General features: G+C 71.3%; 19 protein-coding genes. 11 read left to right on the top strand and 8 right to left on the bottom strand.

Annotated elements, in window-relative coordinates; genetic code table 11:
• Together ACZ42X_RS28330 and ACZ42X_RS28325 are read right to left on the bottom strand one after the other, a co-directional pair.
• Complete coding sequence (locus ACZ42X_RS28330; protein ID WP_468295704.1) at window positions 1–1,323, bottom strand: alpha/beta hydrolase; 1,323 nt, start codon at window positions 1,321–1,323, stop codon at window positions 1–3.
• A gap of 350 nt (window positions 1,324–1,673) precedes the next feature.
• Window positions 1,674–2,345 (bottom strand): TetR/AcrR family transcriptional regulator, encoded by a 672-nt coding sequence (locus ACZ42X_RS28325; RefSeq protein ID WP_468295701.1) that lies wholly within the window; start codon window positions 2,343–2,345, stop codon window positions 1,674–1,676.
• 115 nt (window positions 2,346–2,460) lie between these two features.
• On the opposite strand from ACZ42X_RS28325, the gene ACZ42X_RS28320 reads away from it, so the two are divergent.
• Window positions 2,461–4,089, top strand: coding sequence for an MFS transporter (locus ACZ42X_RS28320; protein ID WP_468295698.1), 1,629 nt, complete (start codon window positions 2,461–2,463; stop codon window positions 4,087–4,089).
• A 226-nt stretch (window positions 4,090–4,315) separates the two neighbouring features.
• Complete coding sequence (locus tag ACZ42X_RS28315; RefSeq protein ID WP_468295697.1) at window positions 4,316–4,732, top strand: peptidase inhibitor family I36 protein; 417 nt, start codon at window positions 4,316–4,318, stop codon at window positions 4,730–4,732.
• 89 nt (window positions 4,733–4,821) lie between these two features.
• On the opposite strand, the gene ACZ42X_RS28310 is transcribed toward ACZ42X_RS28315, so the two are convergent.
• Window positions 4,822–5,574, bottom strand: coding sequence for a potassium channel family protein (locus ACZ42X_RS28310; RefSeq protein WP_468295695.1), 753 nt, complete (start codon window positions 5,572–5,574; stop codon window positions 4,822–4,824).
• Window positions 5,575–5,697: 123 nt separating this feature from the next.
• Window positions 5,698–8,445: a pyruvate dehydrogenase (acetyl-transferring), homodimeric type gene (gene aceE / locus ACZ42X_RS28305; RefSeq protein ID WP_468295692.1), complete on the bottom strand. Its 2,748-nt coding sequence runs from the start codon at window positions 8,443–8,445 to the stop codon at window positions 5,698–5,700.
• Between the two features lie 431 nt (window positions 8,446–8,876).
• Here aceE and ACZ42X_RS28300 point away from each other — a divergent pair, with 431 nt between their 5' ends.
• From ACZ42X_RS28300 to ACZ42X_RS28275, 6 genes are all read left to right on the top strand, one after another.
• The gene (locus ACZ42X_RS28300; protein ID WP_468295690.1) at window positions 8,877–9,320 is read left to right on the top strand and encodes a DUF3052 domain-containing protein; all 444 of its coding nucleotides are present in this window, start codon (window positions 8,877–8,879) and stop codon (window positions 9,318–9,320) included.
• Between the two features lie 182 nt (window positions 9,321–9,502).
• Window positions 9,503–9,988, top strand: a complete 486-nt coding sequence (locus ACZ42X_RS28295) for a peroxiredoxin (RefSeq protein ID WP_468295687.1) — start codon at window positions 9,503–9,505, stop codon at window positions 9,986–9,988.
• Window positions 9,989–10,101: 113 nt separating this feature from the next.
• Entirely contained in the window at window positions 10,102–10,677 is a 576-nt protein-coding gene (locus ACZ42X_RS28290; RefSeq protein ID WP_361414016.1) for a TerD family protein, read from the top strand.
• A 135-nt stretch (window positions 10,678–10,812) separates the two neighbouring features.
• A complete protein-coding gene (locus ACZ42X_RS28285) occupies window positions 10,813–11,388 on the top strand; it encodes a TerD family protein (protein WP_468295685.1) in 576 nt (191 codons plus the stop codon).
• Between the two features lie 85 nt (window positions 11,389–11,473).
• Window positions 11,474–12,616 (top strand): DUF475 domain-containing protein, encoded by a 1,143-nt coding sequence (locus ACZ42X_RS28280; protein ID WP_361414022.1) that lies wholly within the window; start codon window positions 11,474–11,476, stop codon window positions 12,614–12,616.
• 93 nt (window positions 12,617–12,709) lie between these two features.
• Complete coding sequence (locus tag ACZ42X_RS28275; RefSeq protein ID WP_468295682.1) at window positions 12,710–13,450, top strand: TerD family protein; 741 nt, start codon at window positions 12,710–12,712, stop codon at window positions 13,448–13,450.
• 70 nt (window positions 13,451–13,520) lie between these two features.
• Here the strand turns inward: ACZ42X_RS28275 and ACZ42X_RS28270 are convergent, their stop codons facing one another.
• Window positions 13,521–14,477, bottom strand: coding sequence for a TerD family protein (locus ACZ42X_RS28270; protein ID WP_468295679.1), 957 nt, complete (start codon window positions 14,475–14,477; stop codon window positions 13,521–13,523).
• Window positions 14,478–14,665: 188 nt separating this feature from the next.
• On the opposite strand from ACZ42X_RS28270, the gene ACZ42X_RS28265 reads away from it, so the two are divergent.
• Genes ACZ42X_RS28265 through ACZ42X_RS28255 form a run of 3 tightly spaced genes read left to right on the top strand, consistent with a single transcriptional unit; the run spans window position 14,666 to window position 19,187 of the window.
• Window positions 14,666–15,829: an HpcH/HpaI aldolase/citrate lyase family protein gene (locus tag ACZ42X_RS28265; RefSeq protein WP_468295676.1), complete on the top strand. Its 1,164-nt coding sequence runs from the start codon at window positions 14,666–14,668 to the stop codon at window positions 15,827–15,829.
• A gap of 26 nt (window positions 15,830–15,855) precedes the next feature.
• Window positions 15,856–18,366 (top strand): phosphoribosyltransferase, encoded by a 2,511-nt coding sequence (locus ACZ42X_RS28260; RefSeq protein WP_468295957.1) that lies wholly within the window; start codon window positions 15,856–15,858, stop codon window positions 18,364–18,366.
• Entirely contained in the window at window positions 18,363–19,187 is an 825-nt protein-coding gene (locus ACZ42X_RS28255; protein ID WP_361414034.1) for an HAD family hydrolase, read from the top strand. The genes ACZ42X_RS28260 and ACZ42X_RS28255 overlap by 4 nt, the downstream gene beginning before the upstream one ends.
• Here ACZ42X_RS28255 and ACZ42X_RS28250 read toward each other — a convergent pair.
• From ACZ42X_RS28250 to ACZ42X_RS28240, 3 genes are all read right to left on the bottom strand, one after another.
• Window positions 19,153–19,767: a DedA family protein gene (locus ACZ42X_RS28250; protein WP_468295673.1), complete on the bottom strand. Its 615-nt coding sequence runs from the start codon at window positions 19,765–19,767 to the stop codon at window positions 19,153–19,155. The two genes, ACZ42X_RS28255 and ACZ42X_RS28250, sit on opposite strands and share 35 nt — an antisense overlap.
• A gap of 91 nt (window positions 19,768–19,858) precedes the next feature.
• A complete protein-coding gene (locus ACZ42X_RS28245) occupies window positions 19,859–20,086 on the bottom strand; it encodes an FmdB family zinc ribbon protein (RefSeq protein ID WP_361414040.1) in 228 nt (75 codons plus the stop codon).
• A 45-nt stretch (window positions 20,087–20,131) separates the two neighbouring features.
• Window positions 20,132–21,508 carry a hypothetical protein gene (locus ACZ42X_RS28240; protein WP_468295670.1) on the bottom strand — a complete coding sequence of 459 codons (1,377 nt, stop codon included), beginning with the start codon at window positions 21,506–21,508 and terminating at the stop codon, window positions 20,132–20,134.
• Window positions 21,509–21,577 lie beyond the last annotated feature (69 nt).

The following is a 21,577-nucleotide window of genomic DNA, read 5'->3' as shown; positions in this document are numbered from 1 at the left end:
TCAGGCGGCACTCGAACCGGAGATTCCACTGCGGCAGGCGTCGTCGGCGCCACGTCCGCCACGTGCGCCACTGCTGTCGTCGGCGTCTCGCGCGTCGCGGCCGTCGCTGTGGTCACTGTGGCTGTTCTCGCCACTGCCACTGCCACTGCCACTGCCGCCGCCCGCGCAGCTGACGCTGTCGTACGCGCCGACGCCTATCGCCGCGAAGTTCTCGAGGCTCTCGGTGCCCGGCTCGAAGTACCCGGCGTGGCCCACGGCACCGGACGCCGACAGCACGCGTGCGCCGAACTCCGGCGCCACCGGGTCGGCCCCGTGGCCGAGCCCGCCGACGTCCAGGTACGGCACGTCGGCGATCCAGTCGTCGGCGTCGCGCATGGCCCACACGCGGGCGCGGGTGCCGAGGGCGGCGGCGCTCTCGGCGCGCATGCCGGGGCTGCCCGCGACGGCGACGTCGGAGACGCGCGCGGGCAGGCGGCGCGCGGCGACGCCGCAGACGACGGAGCCGTAGCTGTGGCAGAAGAGCGAGACCCGCGAGTCCCCGGGCAGCGCGCCGGTCAGCGACACCAGCCGTACGGCGCCGTCGGCGGCGAGCCGCCCGGTGGCGGCGTCCATGCCGACCCCGACGGGCGAGGTGTAGTCGGCCCAGGCGATGACGGCGGTACGGGTGGTGGGGGAGGCGGCGCGTTCGGCGGCGTACAGCGACTGGGCCATCCCGACGGGGGCGGTGTACTTGCGGGCGCTCTTCTGGAAGGTGATCAGGTTGGTGTCGACCCCGGGCACGATCACCGAGACGCGCTCGGCGCGGTCGAGGTCACCGAAGACCTCGGCCACGCGGCCCTTGCCGGACGGGTCGAAGGAGAGGATCTGACGCCCGTCGCCCATGAGGGAGGTGAACCGGTGCGCGCGGCGCAGGGCTTCCTGGCGCCCGGCGGCGGACAGCCGGCCGTCGGCTGCCCGCTTGCGTTCGGTGTCGAGCGCCCGGCCCAGGGCGTAGCGGTTGGCGCGGTAGCGCAGCGTGACGGGCGCGCCGTCGAGGTTGCCCACGACGAGGGGGTGGTCGGCGGCGAGCCGCTCGCGCTGCGAGGCCTTGAGCGCCCGGAAGAACGCCGCGATGACGCCCGGCGGCGCCTCGGGGTCGGGCAGCTCATGCGTACCGATCCGGCCATTCCGCCATGCGGCCAGCGCGGCCTCGCGCGGCTCTCCCGGCGCCCCCTGGGGGCGTATCGCCGTCCAGCCGGTGGTCATGAGGAGGATGAAAACCACCGCGAGAGCGAGCAAAGTGCGCCAGACGGTGAGCGTGGGAGAGGAGTCGAAGGAAGTCACTGCGGGACACCCTAGGAGAAGCGCGCGGGGCCTCGCGAAACGGGTGACGCGGATCACGCTTGAGAGAGGGAATCCGGGGAAGCGCGGTCACCCACTGTGCGCACCCCGCGCGCCTGTGCGCCCGGGCGCACACGACGGCGCGGGGATGGGCCGGCCTCGCTGCGACGATGTTGTCCTCTTCGCGGCGCGGTCCGCGAGGATGTTGCCCTCTTCGCGGCCCGGGTCGTCCCGACTGGCTCGGAGTTCGCCGGCCGCTGTCATCGCGGCCCGGAAATCGGGCGGTGAGCCGTGCCCGTCCCGGAACCGGGCTCTGGCGAAGTAGGGCGTACGCCGCGGTTCTGCGCGTCCGGCTACGACGCAGGCGCGCGCGAGTGGGCCGGGTCGCGCCAGGCGCCGGCGAGGGCCGGGCCCAGGTGGTCGAGGTAGGACTCGGTGAGGGCGCGGATCGCCTCCAGGGAGGCGTCCTCCCCGCGGCCCCACAACTGGCCGGTGATCCGCATGACGCCGCTGAACGCGGCGACGGCGACGCGCGGCCGCGGGTCCGCGTCCACGTCCAGCCCCTCGCGGTCGGCGATGAGCCGGGCGATGTTCTCCTCCATCTCGATGGAGCGGCGGAGATGGACGGCGAGGAGCGCGGGCGTCGACTCGATCACCTGGAAGGTACGCAGGTACAGCTCGACCGGGACGACCTCGGTGATGGCCTCTTCGATGGTGTCCCAGGCGGAGAGGAGGGCGTTACGGAGGGCGTCGAGCGGGGCCTCGTGGGCGGGACGGTCGCACAGGGCGGTCACGAAGTGCCGCTCGACCATGTGCTGGACGGCGAAGGCGACCTCTTCCTTGCTGGCGAAGTAACGGAAGAAGGTGCGCTGCGAGACGTCCACGGTGGCGGCGATCTCGTCGACGGTGGTCCGCTCGTACCCCCGGGTGGTGAAGAGCTCCAGCGCGGCGCGCACGAGGGCGTCCCGGGTGCGCTGCTTCTTCCGCTCGCGCAACCCCACGGCGGGCGCCTGCTCAACCGTCACTTGATGGCCTTTGTCTCGACACTTTCACCAGCTCAGGGTACCTGTGAGCGATATGACAGTTACCGGCGTGTGAATTGCTTTGTCAATTGTCAGTCGCTGACATTAGCCTCGCCGTATGACTAGTCAGACCACCGTCAAGACGCCGTCGCAGGGTCCGGGGGGCCCGCAGGGCCAGGGCTTCCCTGGGTCACCTGGTAAGGGGCTGCGCGGCCATCCATGGCTAACTCTCTTCGCTGTTGCCGTGGGTGTGATGATGGTCGCGCTCGACGGCACGATCGTGGCCATCGCCAACCCCGCGATCCAGCGGGACCTCAACGCGTCGCTCGCCGACGTGCAGTGGATCACCAACGGCTACCTCCTCGCGCTCGCCGTCGCGCTCATCACGGCCGGCAAGCTCGGTGACCGCTTCGGCCACCGCCAGACCTTCCTCATAGGTATCGCAGGCTTTGCGGGGGCGTCCGCCGCGATCGGGATGTCCGACTCGATCGCCCTGGTGGTCGCCTTCCGTGTGCTCCAGGGCCTGTTCGGCGCGCTGCTGATGCCGGCCGCGCTCGGCCTGCTGCGCGCCACGTTCCCGGCCGAGAAGCTGAACATGGCCATCGGTATCTGGGGCATGGTCATCGGCGCGTCCACCGCGGGCGGCCCGATCCTGGGCGGCGTGCTGGTCGAGCACGTCAGCTGGCAGTCGGTGTTCTTCATCAACGTGCCGGTCGGCGTCGTCGCCCTCGTGCTGGGCGTGCTGATCCTCAAGGACCACCGGGCGGAGAACGCCCCGCGGTCGTTCGACGTCGTCGGCATCCTGCTGCTGTCCGGCGCGATGGGGTCGCTCGTCTTCGGTCTCATCAAGGCCGGCGAGTCCTGGGGCTGGGGCGGACGCAACACCTGGCTCTGCATGCTCGGCGCCGTGGTCCTCTTCGCGCTCTTCGCCGTCTGGGAGACGAAGGTCAGGGAACCTCTCATCCCGCTGGGCATGTTCCGCTCCGTCCCGCTCTCCGCGGGTGTCGTGCTGATGGTCCTGATGGCCTTCGCCTTCATGGGCGGCCTCTTCTTCGTGACGTTCTACCTCCAGGGCGTCAAGGGGCTCAGCCCGGTCGACAGCGGACTGCACCTGCTGCCGCTGACCGCGATGATGATCGTCTCCTCGCCGCTGGCGGGCGCGCTCATCACCAAGTTCGGACCGCGCGTCCCGCTGGTCGGCGGCATGGTCTGCACCGCCGCGGCCATGTTCGGCATGATCACGCTCACGCCGGGCACGGGCACGCTCGCGATGTCGCTGTGGTTCGCCCTGCTGGGCCTCGGCCTCGCGCCGGTCATGGTGGGCGCGACGGAGGTCATCGTCGGCAACGCCCCGCTGGAGCTCTCCGGCGTGGCCGGTGGTCTGCAGCAGGCCGCGATGCAGGTCGGCGGCGCGCTGGGTACGGCGGTGCTGGGCGCGGTGATGTCCTCGAAGGTCAGCGCCGAGTTCGCGGGCAACTGGAAGGCCGCCGGCATCCCGGTCCCGCCGGACCCGCGGCTGGAGGAGGCGGCGGAGTTCGGCATGGTCCCGTCCGAGCTGGCCAAGGCGCCCGGTATGACGCCGGACATGGCCGACCGGATCGGCGGGGTCATCCACGACACCTTCATGTCGGGCATGGGTATGGCGTTCACAGTGGCCGGCCTGGTGGCGGTCGTCGCGGCCCTGGTCGCGACCTTGACCAAGCGCGGCGAGAACGCCGAAGCGGGCGCGGGCGCCGCCCACATCTGACACATCGCCCCTCCGTCCTCGCTCCACCGCGGTGGACCGATCTCGCTCCACCACCGGTGGGCCGAACCCGGGCCCCGGCAGCGCACCGCCTGCCGGGGCCCGAGGCGTGCCCGGCGCCGGTCGGCCACCCGATCGGGTGAATGCGGCCGAGCCCCCTTCCCCAGGTCGATCACTCTGCGTCACGCTGTAGCAAGTGATCGTCACGACACGTAACGGGGGACTCATCATGCGCACCTACGCCACCGCCCTGCTCGCCTCCACCGCCGCCGCGCTCGCCGCGTGCGCGGTGGGGCTCGCCCTGCCGGCCACCGCCGGCGCGACCGTCACCACCGCCCCCGCGGCCCCCGCCGTGGCACCGCGGCTCGGACCATGCGACACCGGCCAGCTGTGCCTGTGGCCGAAGCAGGACTTCCGCGGCGGCCGGCAGACGTACGAGCTGACCGGCGTCGACATCGACAGCTGCGTCCCGCTTCCCGCGGGCACCACCGCCACCGCCGTCGCCAACCGCACCGGACGGCCCGTCACCACGTACCAGTCGGCCGAGTGCGCGGAGACCGGCGAATTCGAGACGTATCCGGGCGGCGGGACCTGGGTGCCCGAATCCCCCTACCAAGTACGGGCCTTCAAGGTCTGGGAATCATGAGCCGGGGTACCCGGACCCCAGCGCGTGGAACCCCCGGTCACGCGGCCGGACGTGGCGGCGGACCGGGCCGGATCGCGCGGCGCGGGACCTCAAGGCCGATCGGAAGGTGCCTGGGCGTGGCGCTGGGGCGGGACGCCCGCCGACAGGCGGGCGACCTCCGCTCGCAAGTCCTTGACCTCCTGCGTCAGGGCTTCGAGGAGCGCCGTCTGGCGGCGCTCCTCCGCGTCGTCCCGCTCGAAGCGGGAGATGAACCACGCCGCGATGTTGGCGGTGACGACACCGAGCAAGGCGATGCCGGAGAGCATCAGTCCCACCGCCAGCACGCGCCCGAGCCCGGTCGTCGGCGCGTGGTCGCCGTACCCGACGGTGGTCATCGTCGTGAACGACCACCAGACGGCATCGCCCAGCGTCTTGATGTTCCCGTCCGGCGCGTCCCGCTCCACGTGCAGCACGGCCAGCGAGCCGAACATCATCAGCCCCACCACCGCGCCGGCCACGTACGTGGTCAGCGTGATCTGCGGCGCCATCCGGGCCCGCCGCCCGACCAGCAGCAGGGTGGAGACCAGCCGCAGGAGCCGCAGCGGCTGGATCAGCGGCAGCAGGACCGCGGCCAGGTCCAGCGGGTGGCGGCGTACGAAGAGCCACCGCTCCGGCGCCAGCACCAGCCGTGCGACGTAGTCCACGGCGAAGGCGCCCCACACCACCCACTCCACCACCAGACAGCTCTGGTGGACCCAGGGGGCGGCGTCGGGCGCCACGATCGGTATCGCGTAGGCCACGCCGAACGCGACGGCGAGCCCCAGCAGCGGCGCCTGGGTGCGCGCCTCCCAGCGTTCGTTCATGTCCGGAATGCTAGGCGGGTGCGGGGAGACACAGTCCCCCCGCACGGGCACCTACCACCGAGGTGTCCACCGTCGGGGCACCCACCGCCGAGGTGCCTGCCGCCGGGGCGTTCGCCGGGGCGCCTACGCGTCGCCGCCCGCCGCGCCCGGGTCGGCCGCCGACACGTCGAGGAGCTGGTAGCGGTCGATGGCCTGCTTCAGTGCCGAACCGTCCACCTTGCCCGCCCGCGCCAGCTCGGTCAGCACCGCCAGCACGATCGACTGCGCGTCGATGTGGAAGTACCGCCGCGCCGCCCCGCGGGTGTCCGCGAAGCCGAAGCCGTCCGCGCCCAGCGAGGTGTACGGGCCCGGGATCCAGCGCGCGATCTGGTCCGGGACCGACCGCATCCAGTCGGAGACGGCGACGAACGGCCCCTCCGCGCCGGACAGCTTGCGCGTCACGTACGGGACGCGCTGCTCCTCCTCCGGGTGCAGCAGGTTGTGCTCGTCGACCGCGACGGCCTCGCGGCGCAGCTCGTTCCACGAGGTCGCCGACCACACGTCGGCGCGGACGTTCCACTCCTCCGCGAGGATCCGCTGCGCCTCCAGTGCCCACGGCACGGCGACGCCCGACGCCATGATCTGCGCCGGGACCGCGCCCGCCGCACCGGCGCTGATGCGGTGCAGGCCCTTGAGGATGCCCTCGACGTCCACGTCCGCCGGTTCGGCCGGGTGCTGGATCGGCTCGTTGTAGACGGTCAGGTAGTAGAAGACGTCCTCACCCGCTGTGCCTTCGGCGGACTCCCCGTACATCCGGCGCAGACCGTCCTTGACGATGTGCGCGATCTCGTAGCCGTAGGCCGGGTCGTACGCGACGCAGGCCGGGTTCGTCGAGGCGAGCAGCTGCGAGTGGCCGTCCGCGTGCTGCAGGCCCTCGCCGGTCAGCGTGGTACGCCCAGCGGTCGCGCCCAGAACGAAACCGCGCGACAGCTGGTCGGCCATCTGCCAGAACTGGTCGCCGGTCCGCTGGAAACCGAACATCGAGTAGAAGACGTACACCGGGATCAGGTGCTGGCCGTGCGTCGCGTACGCCGACCCGGCGGCGATCAGCGAGGCCGTGCAGCCCGCCTCCGAGATGCCGTCGTGCAGCATCTGTCCGGTCGGCGACTCCTTGTACGCGAGCAGCAGCTCGCGGTCGACCGCCTCGTACTGCTGCCCCAGCGGGTTGTAGATCTTGGCGCTCGGGAAGAAGGAGTCCATACCGAACGTGCGGTACTCGTCGGGCGCGATCAGCACGAACCGCTTGCCGAGCTCCTTGTCCCGCATCAGGTCCTTCAGCAGGCGGACGAACGCCATCGTCGTCGCGATCGACTGCTGCCCCGAGCCCTTCTTCACCGCCGCGTACGCCTTGTCGTCCGGCAGCGCCAGCGGCTTCGCCCGCACGACCCGGGTCGGGACGTACCCGCCCAGCGCCCTGCGGCGGTCGTGCATGTACTGGATCTCCTCGGACTCCGGGCCCGGGTGGTAGTACGGCGGCAGTCCGTCCTCGAGCTCCTTGTCGGCGATGGGCAGGTGCAGCCGGTCGCGGAAGCGCTTCAGGTCGTCGACCGTCAGCTTCTTCATCTGGTGGGTGGCGTTGCGGCCCTCGAAGTTCGGGCCGAGCGTCCAGCCCTTGACCGTCTGCGCCAGGATCACGGTCGGCTGGCCCTGGTGCTCCACGGCCGCCTTGTACGCCGCGTAGATCTTCCGGTGGTCGTGGCCGCCGCGCCCCAGCATCAGGATCTGGTGGTCGGTCATGTTCTCGACCATCGCGCGGAGCCGGTGGTCGCCGCCGAAGAAGTGCTCCCGGATGTAGGAGCCGGTCTCCGTGGCGTACGTCTGGAACTGTCCGTCCGGCGTGGTGTTCAGCTTGTTGACCAGCACGCCGTCGCGGTCCTGGGCCAGCAGCGGGTCCCACGAGCGGTCCCAGATCAGCTTGATCACGTTCCAGCCGGCGCCACGGAACTGCGACTCCAGCTCCTGGATGATCTTGCCGTTGCCGCGCACCGGGCCGTCGAGCCGCTGGAGGTTGCAGTTGACGACGAAGGTCAGGTTGTCCAGGCCCTCGCGGGCGGCGATCGACAGCTGGCCGAGCGACTCCGGCTCGTCCATCTCGCCATCGCCCAGGAAGGCCCAGACGTGCGACTTGGAGGTGTCGGCGATGCCGCGCGCGTGCATGTAACGGTTCATCCGCGCCTGGTAGATCGCGCCGATCGGGCCCAGGCCCATGGAGACCGTCGGGAACTCCCAGAAGTCCGGCATCGACCGCGGGTGCGGATACGAGGACAGGCCGTCGGGGTACTTCGACTTCTCCTGGCGGAAGCCGTCGAGCTGCGTCCCGGTCAGCCGGTCCAGCAGGAACGCGCGGGCGTAGATGCCGGGCGACGCGTGTCCCTGGAAGAAGATCTGGTCGCCGCCGTCGCCCTGGTCCTTGCCGCGGAAGAAGTGGTTGAAGCCCACGTCGTAGAGGGACGCGGAGGAGGCGAAGGTGGCGATGTGCCCGCCGACGCCGATGCCCGGGCGCTGGGCGCGGGAGACCATCACCGCGGCGTTCCAGCGGGTGGCGTTGAGGATCTTGCGCTCGATCTCCTCATTGCCGGGGAAGAACGGCTCGTCCTTGGTCGCGATGGTGTTCACGTAGTCCGTGCTGCGCATCTCGGGCACGGCCACGCGCTTCTCGCGGGCCCGCTCGATGAGGCGCAGCATCAGATAGCGGGCCCGCTCACGGCCGCGTGCGTCGATGGCGGCGTCGAGCGAGTCCAGCCATTCCTTGGTCTCTTCGGGATCGAAATCCGGGACCTGGCTGGGAAGGCCGCCAATGATGATCGGGTTGCGATCGGATCCGGAAGCCACGCTGTTCCTTCTGGTCGGTGGAGCCTACGGGGAAGGGCCGGTAGTACGGTCGCGCCGCCACCATCGTCTACCCCGTGGAGGCAAACGTCATCTCTACTGTGAGGTAACCCCGGGGGGAGTCCCGGACCAAGATCCGGGGTGAATCGCAACCTTACGCCCGATTCGGCCCCGCGTTCGGTGGGGTGATCGATCCTCTGCGGGCGCCAGGACGGAGCAGAAGCCCCTAAAGTGGGTCAAGAGCCGCGGTTGCATGACGGGCGCGGGCGGAGCGGTACCTGGAGTTGGGGCGAGACGGCCCCAAAAGTCACCGTTTCGGCGGTCTCGGCCGCCGGGTACTTGCGCGATCCGCCCAGCACGTGTGGACTACGGCCAACGCCTCGCGTACGCGCGCGGCCGAAGCATTTCCCAAAAACACGATCAGGAGGCAAGCCGTGAGCGCGACCGCGGACCACGCGGAGGAGCGGACCAACCCGGCAGCGAAGCTGGGGTTCGAGCCCGGACAGGTGGTCCAGGAGATCGGCTACGACGATGACGTCGAGCAGGAGCTCCGTGAGGCAATCGAGGCCGTCACCGGCCAGGAGCTCGTCGACGAGGACTACGACGACGTCGCCGACGTCGTGCTGCTGTGGTTCCGTGACGAGGACGGCGACCTCACGGACGCGCTGGTGGACGCCATCGGTCTGATCGACGAGGGCGGGGAGATCTGGCTCCTGACGCCCAAGACCGGCCGGGACGGCTACATCGAGCCCAGCGACATCAATGAGGCCGCCCAGACCGCCGGCCTCTCCCAGACCCGGAGCATCAGCTGGGGCAAGGACTGGACCGGCAGTCGGCTGATCACGCCGAAGGCCGCCAAGACCAGCACCAAGCGCTGACCCCGCCGACTCACTCGAGAGCTCTCAGGGCCCCCGCCGACACCGTCGGCCGGGGGCCCTGTGCGTAGGGTGGACCCGGCCGGAGCCCCGCCCGGCCCGCCCGCGCTCACCGGCAGCCACCGGAAGCCGCCGGAATGCCACCGGAAGCCCACTGGAAGCCCACTGGAAGGGATTGCGTTTTCATGACGATCGAGGCGACCCGTGCCGCTGAGCCGATCACCGTCGGCACCAAGGCCCCCGACTTCGAGCTGAAGGACAACCACGGGCGCACCGTGCGCCTCTCCGACTTCCGCGGCGAGAAGAACGTGGTGCTGCTCTTCTACCCGTTCGCCTTCACCGGCGTGTGCACGGGCGAGCTCTGCGCGCTCCGCGACGAGCTGCCGGCCTTCGTCAACGACGACACCCAGCTGCTGGCCGTCTCCAACGACTCCATCCACACGCTGCGGGTCTTCGCCGAGCAGGAGGGCCTGGAGTACCCGCTGCTGTCCGACTTCTGGCCGCACGGCGAGGTGTCGCGCGCGTACGGGGTCTTCGACGAGGAGAAGGGCTGCGCGGTGCGCGGCACCTTCATCATCGACAAGGAGGGCGTGGTGCGCTGGATCGTCGTCAACGCCCTGCCCGACGCCCGTGACCTGAACGAGTACATCAAGGCGCTCGACACCCTCTGAACTCTTCAGGCCAAGAGCCTGCTCGTCTCGGGAACCGGTCACTAGGATCCAGTCGTTGATCCGATGCCAACGCACGACGGGGGCGCTGCCCCTGGAAACCAATGGAGGGACTCGTGGGAGTCAGCCTCAGCAAGGGCGGCAACGTCTCGCTGACCAAGGAGGCCCCGGGCCTGACGGCCGTCACCGTCGGTCTGGGCTGGGACGTCCGCACCACCACCGGGACGGACTTCGACCTCGACGCCAGCGCCATCCTGACCGGCGAGGACGGCAAGGTCCGTAACGACCAGGACTTCGTGTTCTTCAACAACCTCAAGAGCGCCGACGGCTCCGTCGAGCACACCGGTGACAACCTCACCGGTGAGGGCGAGGGCGACGACGAGCAGATCAAGGTGAACCTCGCGGGCGTGCCCGCCGACGTCGCCAAGATCGTCTTCCCGGTGTCGATCTACGACGCCGAGAACCGCCAGCAGTCCTTCGGTCAGGTCCGCAACGCGTTCATCCGCGTCGTGAACCAGGCCGGCGGCGCCGAGATCGCCCGTTACGACCTCAGCGAGGACGCCTCGACCGAGACCGCCATGGTCTTCGGCGAGCTGTACCGCCACGGCACCGAGTGGAAGTTCCGCGCCGTCGGCCAGGGTTACGCCTCGGGCCTGCGCGGCATCGCGCAGGACTTCGGCGTCAACGTCTGAGCCCGCGGCGACACCCGCCGCGCAGTCTCGTCCGGCGCCGCACGCTTCCCGCGTGCGGCGCCGGACGTGCCTCATTGAGCAGTGCAGGCAGTACAGGCAGTACACGGCAGTACACCTCAGGGGAGGACCACCGTCATGGGCGTCACGCTCGCCAAGGGAGGCAACGTCTCCCTCTCCAAGGCCGCACCCAACCTCACCCAGGTGCTGATCGGGCTCGGCTGGGACGCGCGCTCCACCACCGGAGCGCCCTTCGACCTCGACGCCAGCGCGCTGCTCTGCCAGAACGGCCGGGTGCTGGGCGACGAATGGTTCGTCTTCTACAACAACCTCACCAGCCCCGACGGCTCCGTCGAGCACACCGGCGACAACCTGACGGGCGAGGGGGACGGCGACGACGAGTCCTTGATCGTGAACCTCTCGCAGGTGCCCGCCCACTGCGACAAGATCATCTTCCCTGTCTCGATCCACGACGCCGACCCGCGCGGCCAGACCTTCGGCCAGGTCGCCAACGCCTTCATCCGCGTGGTCGACCAGGCCGACGGCCAGGAGCTCGCGCGCTACGACCTCAGCGAGGACGCCTCCACCGAGACCGCGATGATCTTCGGCGAGCTGTACCGGTACGGCGGCGAGTGGAAGTTCCGGGCGGTGGGGCAGGGGTACGCGTCGGGCCTCAGGGGCATCGCTCTAGACTTCGGGGTCAATGTTTCCTAAAGCACTGCTCCGGGTCGGCTCAAAACCCGGCGCGCACGGCGCGGGGGAGTCCCGTACCCGTACTTAAAACACGATGGGGTAGCCAGTGGTTCTGAAAACCTTCGGCTGGTCGTTCGCCGTCACGGCGCTCGGCCTCGCATTCGCCGCCTGGCAGTGGGGGTGGGAGGCGTTCGGGGTCGTACTGATCCTGTCGATCCTCGAGATCTCGCTGTCCTTCGACAATGCGGTCGTCAACGCCGGAATCCTCAAGAAGATGAACGCCTTCTGGCAGAAGATCTTCCTGACGATCGGCATCCTGATCGCGGTCTTCGGCATGCGGCTGGTGTTCCCCGTCGTCATCGTCGCCATCAGCGCCAAGGTCGGTCCGATCGAAGCGGTCGAGCTGGCCCTGCAACAGCCCGAGCAGTACAAGAACCTCGTCACCGACGCGCACGCCGCGATCGCCTCCTTCGGTGGCATGTTCCTGCTGATGATCTTCCTCGACTTCATCTTCGAGGACCGCGACATCAAGTGGCTCGGCTGGCTGGAGCGCCCGCTCGCCAAGCTCGGCAAGGTCGACATGCTGTCGGTCTGCATCGCGCTGATCGCGCTTCTGGTCAGCGCCATCACCTTCGCCACCCAAGCGCACACCAGCGCCGGACACGTCGACAAGTCGGCCACGGTGCTCCTCTCCGGCGTCGCCGGCCTGATCACGTACCTGGTGGTCGGCGGCCTGTCGGGCTACTTCGAGAACAAGCTGGAGGAAGAGGAGGAGCGCGAGCACGAGCAGGAGGAGAAGGCCAAGCAGCAGGGCAAGCCGGTCTCGGCGGTCGGCCTGGCCGGCAAGGCCGCCTTCTTCCTGTTCCTGTACCTCGAGGTGCTGGACGCGTCGTTCTCCTTCGACGGAGTCATCGGCGCCTTCGCCATCACCAACCAGATCTTCTGGATGGCGCTCGGCCTCGGCATCGGCGCCATGTACGTCCGGTCGCTCACCGTCTACCTGGTCCGCCAGGGCACGCTGGACGACTACGTCTACCTGGAGCACGGCGCGCACTACGCCATCGGCGCCCTCGCCGTGATCCTGCTCATCACGATCCAGCACGAGATCAGCGAACTCATTACCGGCACCATCGGTGTCTTCCTGATCGCCGCCTCCTTCCTCTCCTCCGTCCGCCGCAACAAGCGGCTGGCGGCCGAAGGAGGAGCGGGACCGGACGACAAGAAGGCCGAGGTCCCGTCCGGAGTGTGACGACCGCGGCAACGAGGAACGCTCTGAGCGGGGCGGCCGGGTGCTCCCGGCCGCCCCGCGGCGTACGTCAGGAGAAGCGACGAGGGGCGGGGCATGGCTTTCTGGGACAACCTGTGGCGGAACAACGCGGCGCAGTTCGACTCCGGCAGCGCCGCGACGAACTCCATCGATCTCACCAAGCGGCGTCCGTCCGTCTCGCTCACCAAGCAGGGCGCCGCCACGGGCAACCTGCGCGTCAACCTCTCCTGGCGGATGCGCACCTCCGACATCGAGGGCCGCTCCAAGCAGAGCGGCCGGCTGCTGCGCCACCCCTCCAAGCTCTTCAAGCCCGAGGTGGTCCAGGCCCACACCCAGGGCGTGGCCAATGTGGACCTCGACATCGGCTGCCTGTGGGAGATGGCCGACGGCAGCAAGGGCGTGGTCCAGCCGCTGGGCGGTTTCTTCGGTGACCTCAACTCACCGCCGTACGTGAAGCTCAGCGGCGACGACCGGTTCGGTGCGCCGTCCGGCGAGACCATCTTCGTCAACCTGGACCACCGCGACGCGATCAAGCGGCTGCTGTTCTTCGTCTACATCTACGACCAGACGCCGGCGTTCGACCGTACGCACGCCACGATGACGCTCTACCCGAGCAACGGCCCGCGCATCGAGATAGAGCTCGACGAGCGGGCCCCGCAGGCCCGCTCCTGCGCCGTGTTCCTGCTGGAGAACGTCAAGGGCGAGTTGACGGTACGGCGGGAGGTGCGGTTCGTGTACGGCTTCCAGGCCGAACTGGACCGGCTGTACGGGTGGGGTCTGCAGTGGGGGCGCGGCTTCAAGGCCGGCAAGGTCTGAGGCCGCGCGCCGCGCACACCACCGTCACGTCACACACGCCACGCAGGTCATGCACGTCACGTCACGCACGTCACGTCCGGACGAACTGCGGCCCCATCGGCGGCAGCCGGAAGTCCGGGTCCGGCGCGGGGGCCGCGGCGGCGGCCGGCTGCGGATAGCCGTACGCGGGCTGCGGCGCGGGCGCCGAGCCGGGCTGCGGATAGCCGTACGCCGGATCCGGGGCCGGAGCCGCTGCCGGGGCCGATGTCGGCTGGGGGTAGCCGTAGGCGGGCTGCGCCGAGCCGGGCTGCGGATAGCCGTACGCCGGAGGCGAGGTGGGAGCGGGGGGCGCGTTCGGCACCGGAGGCGCGCTGGGCGCCGGCGAGGGCGCCGGTGTCTGTACCTGGGTGGGCGCCGCCGCGGATGCCGCCGCCGCTTCCGGCGTCGTCGCCCGAGGTTCCGGCTGCTCGCTCGGCGCCGCCGGCTCCGCACCCGCCGGTTCCTCCTCGTCCACCGAGATCCCGAACGCCGTCGCCAGGCCGATCAGACCTGTCGGATATCCCTGCCCCACCGCCCGGAACTTCCAGCCATCCCCGCGCCGGTACAGCTCACCGCAGATGATCGCGGTCTCCTCGCCCGTCTCCGGCTTCACCTCGAAGACGGCCAGCGGCTCCCCGGCCGCGCCCGCGCCCGCGTCGTACAGCAGGATCCGCAGATCCCGTACGCGGTCGAAGGTGTCCCCGTCCGACGACGCCGCCAGGACGACCTGGTCCACCGACGCGTCCAGCGCCGACAGATCGGCCTCCACCGTGTCGGTCAGACCCTCCGCCACGCGCTTCTTCGACAACCGCCTGACCAGGCCCGAGGGATGGCGCGGCTGGTTGTAGAAGACGAAGTCCTCGTCCGAACGCACCCGCCCGTCGGTGCCGAGCAGCAGGGCGGAGGCGTCCACGTCGGGGACCCCGGGACCGGGGGTCCAGCACAGTACGGCCCGTACGGCCGCGGCGTCGAGCGGGACGTTCGAGCCCTTCAGCATGGCGTGCGTCATGCCCGCCATCCTGCCTGGCGTCCCACGGGCCGGACAACGCGGGGGGCGGGGGAGTGCGGACGCATACGGGGGCGATAAGCAGACGAGTTACCTGAAGTTCATGACGGCGGGGAACCCACGACACCCGTCTCTACGTACTATTACCGGCCACATGTCATCGCGGCCCTCAGGGCAGTTCGGGGAGTTATATGCGTCATTTCGGGCACATCCCGTCCGCTGCCCGGGCCGGACTCTTCCACCGGCAGCCGTGCGAGTTCACCGCGGACTCCCCGGCGAAACTCCTGGCGGCGGCCCTCGGGGCCACCCTCTACAGCCCTGCCACGCGTCCGCACCTCGCCGACGACGTACTGAAACAGGTGGGGCGCGGGGTCGTATCGATGGTGCTGTGCCTGGAGGATTCCATTGATGACGGTGAGGTTGAAGGGGCTGAGGAGAACCTCGTCCGGCAGCTCACCGACCTTCACGTGCGTGGCGCGGAAACACCCCTGCTCTTCGTCCGGGTCCGCGAGCCCGCGCAGATATCCGACCTCATACGGCGGCTCGGCGAGGCCGGCCGACTGTTGTCCGGATTCGTACTACCCAAGTTCACGGAGGAGCGTGGCGCGGCGTTCCTGGAGGCGCTCACGGACGCCGAGTCCGCCAGTGGGCGGCGACTCTTCGCCATGCCCGTCCTCGAATCCCCCGAGCTGCTCCACCTGGAGACCCGCGCCGAGACGCTGACCGGCATCGGCCGGATCGTCGACAAGTACCGCGACCGGGTGCTGGCACTGCGGCTCGGCGTGACCGACTTCTGCTCCGCGTACGGGCTGCGCCGCTCGCCCGACATGACCGCGTACGACGTGCAGATCGTCGCGGGCGTGATCGGCGACGTGGTGAACGTGCTGGGCCGTTCCGACGGCACCGGCTTCACGATCACCGGGCCGGTGTGGGAGTACTTCCGGCTCGGCGAGCGTATGTTCAAGCCACAGCTGCGCCGCAGCCCCTTCATGGAGCAGCGCGCCGACGAGCTGCGCACCGCGCTGATCGAGCACGACCTCGACGGGCTGCTGCGCGAGATCGAACTGGACCGCGCCAACGGCCTGCTCGGCAAGACCTGCATCCACCCGTCGCATGTGATGCCGGTCCACGCGCTGTCCGTCGTCAGCCACGAGGAGTTCAGCGACGCGCAGGACATCCTGCGGCCGGAGCGGGGCGGCGGCGGAGTGCTGCGCTCCGCGTACACGAACAAGATGAACGAGGTGAAGCCGCACCGCGCCTGGGCCGAGCGGACCCTCCAGCGCGCCGAGGTGTTCGGCGTCGCCAGGGAGGACGTCGGTTTCGTGGAGCTGCTCACCGCCGGACTGGGCCTGTGAGGGCCGTGAGGGGGAACGACGACGTGGTGTGGTCGGGCACGTGGGTAGCCGAGCGGCTGGGCGTCGAACTGGACGGAGACCCCGCGCTGCGCGAGCTGCTGGGCCTGGCCCTGCGCCGCAACCCCAAGCGAGCGCACCTGCTCGTCTCGAACGTGCTCGGCAAGCACGTACCGCAGAGCCCGACGGTGGTGTGGCGTTCCGGTTACGACCTCGGCGTCCGCGTCCGTGAACTCCTCGGCCCAGCCGAGGCCCGGCGGGCCGTCGTCCTCGGTTACGCGGAGACCGCGACCGGCCTCGGCCACTCGGTCGCGGACGGGCTGGGTGTCGCGCCGTACCTGCACTCCACGCGCCGCCCGGTGCCGGGGGTCCCGCGCGCGGGCGGCTTCGAGGAGTCCCACTCGCACGCCACCTCGCACCTCCTGCTGCCCGAGGACCCGGAGCTGCTGGCGGGCGGCGGGCCGCTGATACTGGTCGACGACGAGTTCTCCACCGGGAACACCGTGCTCAACACGGTGCGGGCCCTCCATGAGAGCCACCCGCGCGACCGCTATGTGATCGTGGCCCTGGTCGACATGCGCGCCCCCGCCGACCGCGCCCGGCTGTCCGCCTTCGCCGCCGAGATCGGCGCCCGGGTGGACCTGGTCGCGCTGGCCTCGGGCACCGTGCGCCTGCCGGAGGGTGTACTGGAACGGGGCCAGGCGCTGGTCGCCGCGTACCCGCCGCCCGCGTCGCCGGTCGGTACGCCCGGTGCCGCGAGCCCCGGCGCGGTGCGCCGCGTGGAACTCGGCTGGCCCGCCGGAGTGCCCGACGGCGGTCGCCACGGCTTTACGCCGGACCACCGCGCCCGCCTCGACGCCGCGCTCCCGGCCATGGCGGAACGCCTCGCGGAAGCACTGGACCTGCCGGCGCCGGCCTCCACCTCCATGCCCGCGGGGCCCGATACTCCACCCCGCGTGCTCGTCCTCGGCTCCGAGGAGCTCATGTACGCGCCCCTCGCGCTCGCCGTCGCCCTGGAGCGGCGCGCCGGAGCGGCCGAGGTGCGGTACTCCACCACCACCCGCTCGCCCGTCCTCGCCGTCGACGACCCCGGCTACGCCATACGCACCCGGCTCGTCTTCCCCGCCCACGACGACCCCGCCGACGGCCCCGGCGACCGGTACGCCTACAACGTCGCGGGCGCCGGCTTCGACGCCGTCGTCGCCGTCGTCGACTCCGCCGCCGACACGCCCGCCCTGCACGCCCCGGACGGGCTGCTGGCCCAACTCGCCGCCCACATACCGCGCGTCGTGCTCGCCGTCGTACCGTCGTACGTCCCCGTCCCCGTCCCCGTCCCCGTCCCCGTCTCCGCATCCGAACCCGCATCCGACTCCGCATCCGAATCCGAAACGGACCTCATGCTGCCCGAGCCCCTCCGCGGCCCCGCCTTCTCCTCCTACGCCCCGGATGAGGTCGGCTGGCTCCTCCAGGACCTCTCCGGCGTCGAGCTGGAGGCGCCCACCGAGGAGCGGGAGGAGGCGATCCAGCGCGGCGGCGCGCACTACGCCGAGTCGCTGCCCGTCGAGTACCAGCCGACGCCGCAGTACCAGGAGCTGTACCGGGCCGCGCTCACCGCGTCCGCGGCGCGCATCGCCCGCGCCGTCGGCACCGTCACCGAGACCGTCCTCGCGGAGCGGTCGCCGCGGCCGGTGCTGGTATCGCTCGCGCGCGCCGGCACGCCCGTCGGGGTCCTCATGCGCCGCTGGGCGCGCCACCGCCACGGCCTGGACCTGCCCCACTACGCCGTCTCCATCGTGCGCGGCCGCGGCATCGACGCCAACGCGCTGCGCTGGCTCGCCGCCCACCACAACCCTGCCGACGTCGTCTTCGTCGACGGCTGGACCGGCAAGGGCGCCATCACCCGCGAACTGGCCGAGGCGCTGAGCGACTTCCCCGGCTTCGACCCGGAGATCGCGGTCCTCGCCGACCCGGGCTCCTGCGTGCGCACCTACGGCACCCGCGAGGACTTCCTGATCCCCTCCGCCTGCCTCAACTCCACCGTCTCCGGGCTGATATCGCGCACCGTGCTCCGCGCCGACCTGGTCGGCCCGGCCGACTACCACGGCGCCAAGTACTACCGCGAGCTCGCCGCGGCGGACGTCTCCCGCGACTTCCTCGACACCGTCACCGCCCGCTTCGAGGAGGTGACCGACGCCGTGGACGCCGACGTCAAGGAGCTCCTCGCCACCGACCGGACCCCGACCTGGGAGGGCTGGGCGGCCGTCGAGCGGATCAGCGAGGCGTACGGCATCCACGACGTCAACCTCGTCAAGCCGGGTGTCGGCGAGACCACGCGCGTCCTGCTGCGCCGCGTCCCCTGGAAGATCCTCGCCCAGCGCGGCGCGGGCGCCGACCTCGACCACGTACGCCTCCTCGCCCACCAGCGCGGCGTACCGGTCGAGGAGGTCGACGGCCTGCCGTACACGTGCGTCGGCCTCATCCACCCCCAGTACACGCGGGGCGCCACCGGCGCCGACGGCAAGGCGGTCTCGGGCCGATGACCGCCGTGACGATGGTCGCCAGCGACCTCGACCGCACCCTCATCTACTCGCCCGCCGCCCTCGGCCTGACCATGCCGGACGCCGACGCGCCGCGCCTGCTCTGCGTCGAGGTCTACCAGCACAAGCCGCTGTCGTACGTGACCGAGGCCGCCGCCACGCTCCTCGCCGACCTGCCGCGCCACGCCGTCTTCGTACCGACCACCACCCGCACGCGCGAGCAGTACCACCGCATCAAACTCCCCGGCCCGGCGCCGGAGTACGCGATCTGCGCGAACGGCGGGCACCTCCTCGTCGACGGCGTCACCGACGCCGGCTGGCAGCGCACGGTCGCCGGCCGCCTCGCCGACGAGTGCGCCACGCTGGAGGAGGTCCGCGCCCACCTGCTGGCCGCCGCCGACCCCGCCTGGCTGCTCAAGGAGCGGGTCGCCGAGGAGCTCTTCGCCTACCTCGTCGTCGAGCGCGCCCTGCTGCCGGCGGGCTGGGTGAAGGAGCTCGCCGAGTGGGCGGAGGAGCGCGGCTGGACCGTGTCTCTCCAGGGCCGGAAGGTGTACGCCGTGCCGAAGCCGCTGACCAAGAGCGCGGCCATGCGGGAAGTGGCCCGACGCACCGGCGCGTCCCGTGTCCTGGCCGCGGGGGACTCCCTCCTCGACGCGGACCTGCTGCTCGCCGCCGACCGGGCCTGGCGGCCGGGCCACGGGGAGCTCGCCGACACGGGCTGGAGCGCGGACCACGTCGACGTACTGGAGGAGAAGGGCGTCGTTGCGGGCGAGGAGATCCTGCGCCGCTTCATCCGCTCCGCCGCGCTCCCGTACCCGGCCTGAGCAGCCGTACGCCCACGAAGACGACGACCGCGCCCGCTGCCGCCACCAGCACGGCGGTGGAGTAGAGGGAGACGTAGCGGGTGACGTCGGCCCAGTTGTCGCCGAGGGCGTAACCGGCGAGCACGAAGGCGGTGTTCCAGATCGCGCTGCCGGCCGTCGTCAGCGCGAGGAAGAGGGGGAGGGGCATCCGCTCGATCCCGGCGGGAACGGAGATGAGGGACCGGAAGACCGGGATCATCCGCCCGAAGAACACCGCCTTGGTGCCGTGCCGGGCGAACCACGCCTCCGTCCGCTCGATGTCGGCGGCCTTCACCAGGGGCAGCCGCACGGCGAGGGAGACCATACGGTCCCGGCCGAGCGCCGCCCCGGCTCCGTAGAGCGCGAGCGCGCCGATCACCGAGCCGGCGAGGGTCCACAGCAGCGCGGCGGTGAGGCTCATCCGGCCGGTGGCGGAGGCGAAGCCCGCCAGCGGGAGGATCACCTCGCTCGGGATCGGCGGGAAGAGGTTCTCCAGGGCGATGGCCACTCCGGCGCCGGGCGCGCCCAGCGTGTCCATGAGGCTGTTGATCCAGCGTTCCATGGAGCCACGCTAGGAACCGGTGGCTGAAGGGACCCTGAAGCCGTCCCCGCCGCCCCCCCGGCCGAAGCCCCTGGGAGGCCGCGGCCTCCGGCTAGCCGCAGCACCCGCCGCCGCAGCACCCACCGCCACCGCCACCGCCGGCGGCCGGTGCGGGCGCGGCCCCCTTCGAGGCGACGCCGCCGACGGCGACGGTCGACAGCAGCTTGACGGTGTCGTCGTGCCCGGCGGGGCAGGCGGCGGGAGCGGAGGACTCGGCCATGGGCCGGCTCAGCTCGAAGGTGTCGCCGCAGCTGCGGCAGCGGTATTCGTAACGAGGCATGGACCCAGGTTAACGAGGCGTACGCCCGTGCGGAGCCCGTCCGGCTCAGACCCCTCGCCTGCCGGCGCCCGGAGTCCCGCCGCCCCCAGCGCGCTCCTCCCGGATCAGCTCCACCACGCGCGCCACGGTCGCCCGCACGGCCTCGGTCTCCTTCAGGAAGTGCCAGTAGTCGGGGTGGGGGCCCGCCTCCAGCCCGGCGACGGCCCGCTCCAGCCGGGCGACCGAGTCGTCCAGGGGGCGCGCGTGACGGGGATCGGGGGTGTTGCGGCCGGCCATGGCGAGGCGCTGGGCGTCGCGGATGGCGAAGCGGGTGCGCTCGATCTCCTGCTGAGGATCCCCCGCCACGGCGTCGAGCCGCCGCAGCCGCTCACCGGCGGCCGATACGGCTTCGTCGGTGCTGTTCAGCAGCGCCCGCACCGTGCCGAGGAGCGCGGTGGCGTCCGCCCAGCGCTGCTCGGCGTGAGCCTTGGCCGCCTCCTCCAGCTTCTCCTCCGCCTGGCGGACGCCGCGCGCCGCCTGCTCGGGGACGGGCTGGAGGTCCTGCCAGCAGGCGAGGGTGAACCGGCGGCGGAGCTCGCTGAGGACCGGCTCCACGGAGGCGGCGCGGTTGGCGAGCGCCTGCGCGCGGGTGCGGAGGGAGACGAGCCGCTTGGCCATCTCGGCGGCACGCTCCGGCAGCCGCTCGGCCTCCCCGCGTACGGCCTCGGCGTCGCGTACGACCCGGTCGGCGCGCTGCAGCGTCTCGGCGACACCGTGCCGGCCCGCGCCCTCGTTGAGCTTGGTCAGCTCGGGCGCGAGGGAGGCGAGCCGCGCCGCGAGATCGTCCGCGCGCAGACCGGAGCCGCGCACCGCGTCGAGAGCGGTGCTCGCGGACAGCAGCGCCGCCCGCGCGCGCTCCACCGCCGGCGCCAGCCGCGACAGCTGCGTCTCCGCCTGGTCGAGCAAGGGCCGCAGCCCCTGCTCGAACCGGTCCAGCTCGCCTTTGACCCGTACGAGCTCGTCCTTGGCGCGGTTCAGCTCGCCGCGCGCCCTGGCGGCGGTGGAGCCGTCGAGGTCGTCCCGGTCCAGGTCGTACGCGTCCACCGCCGTGATGTACGCGTGGCTCACCTCGTCGATGCGCCGCCCGAGCTCCGCGAAGTCGTCCACGGCCCGCCGCGCGGCCGGCGAACCGTCGACCGCGGTGATCGTCTCGATGGAGATCCGCAGGTCCCGCTGTGCACTGTCCAGCTCGTAGAACGCCGCGGCCGCGGCATCCTTGGCCGCCTGCGCGTCGGCCCTCCGGCTGTCGCCCCGCCCGCCGAACCAGCGCCGGGTGCCGCCGCCCGCGAAGGCGGCCGGCGCGGCGGCGATCAGGAGCGGCACAGGCAGCAGCACCAGCGCGAGGACGTCCGTCGCGTACCGCCGCGCGTGTGTCGCCGTCACATCCCGCTCCCGTGCCGTGTCCGCCCCTGCCCGGTCATTCTCCCACCAGGTAAGGACGAACACACGGGC

This window comes from Streptomyces sp. NPDC030862, from assembly GCF_055571835.1.
Note: the sequence above shows the minus strand (reverse complement) of the source record. Positions and strands in the feature narration are given on the sequence as shown.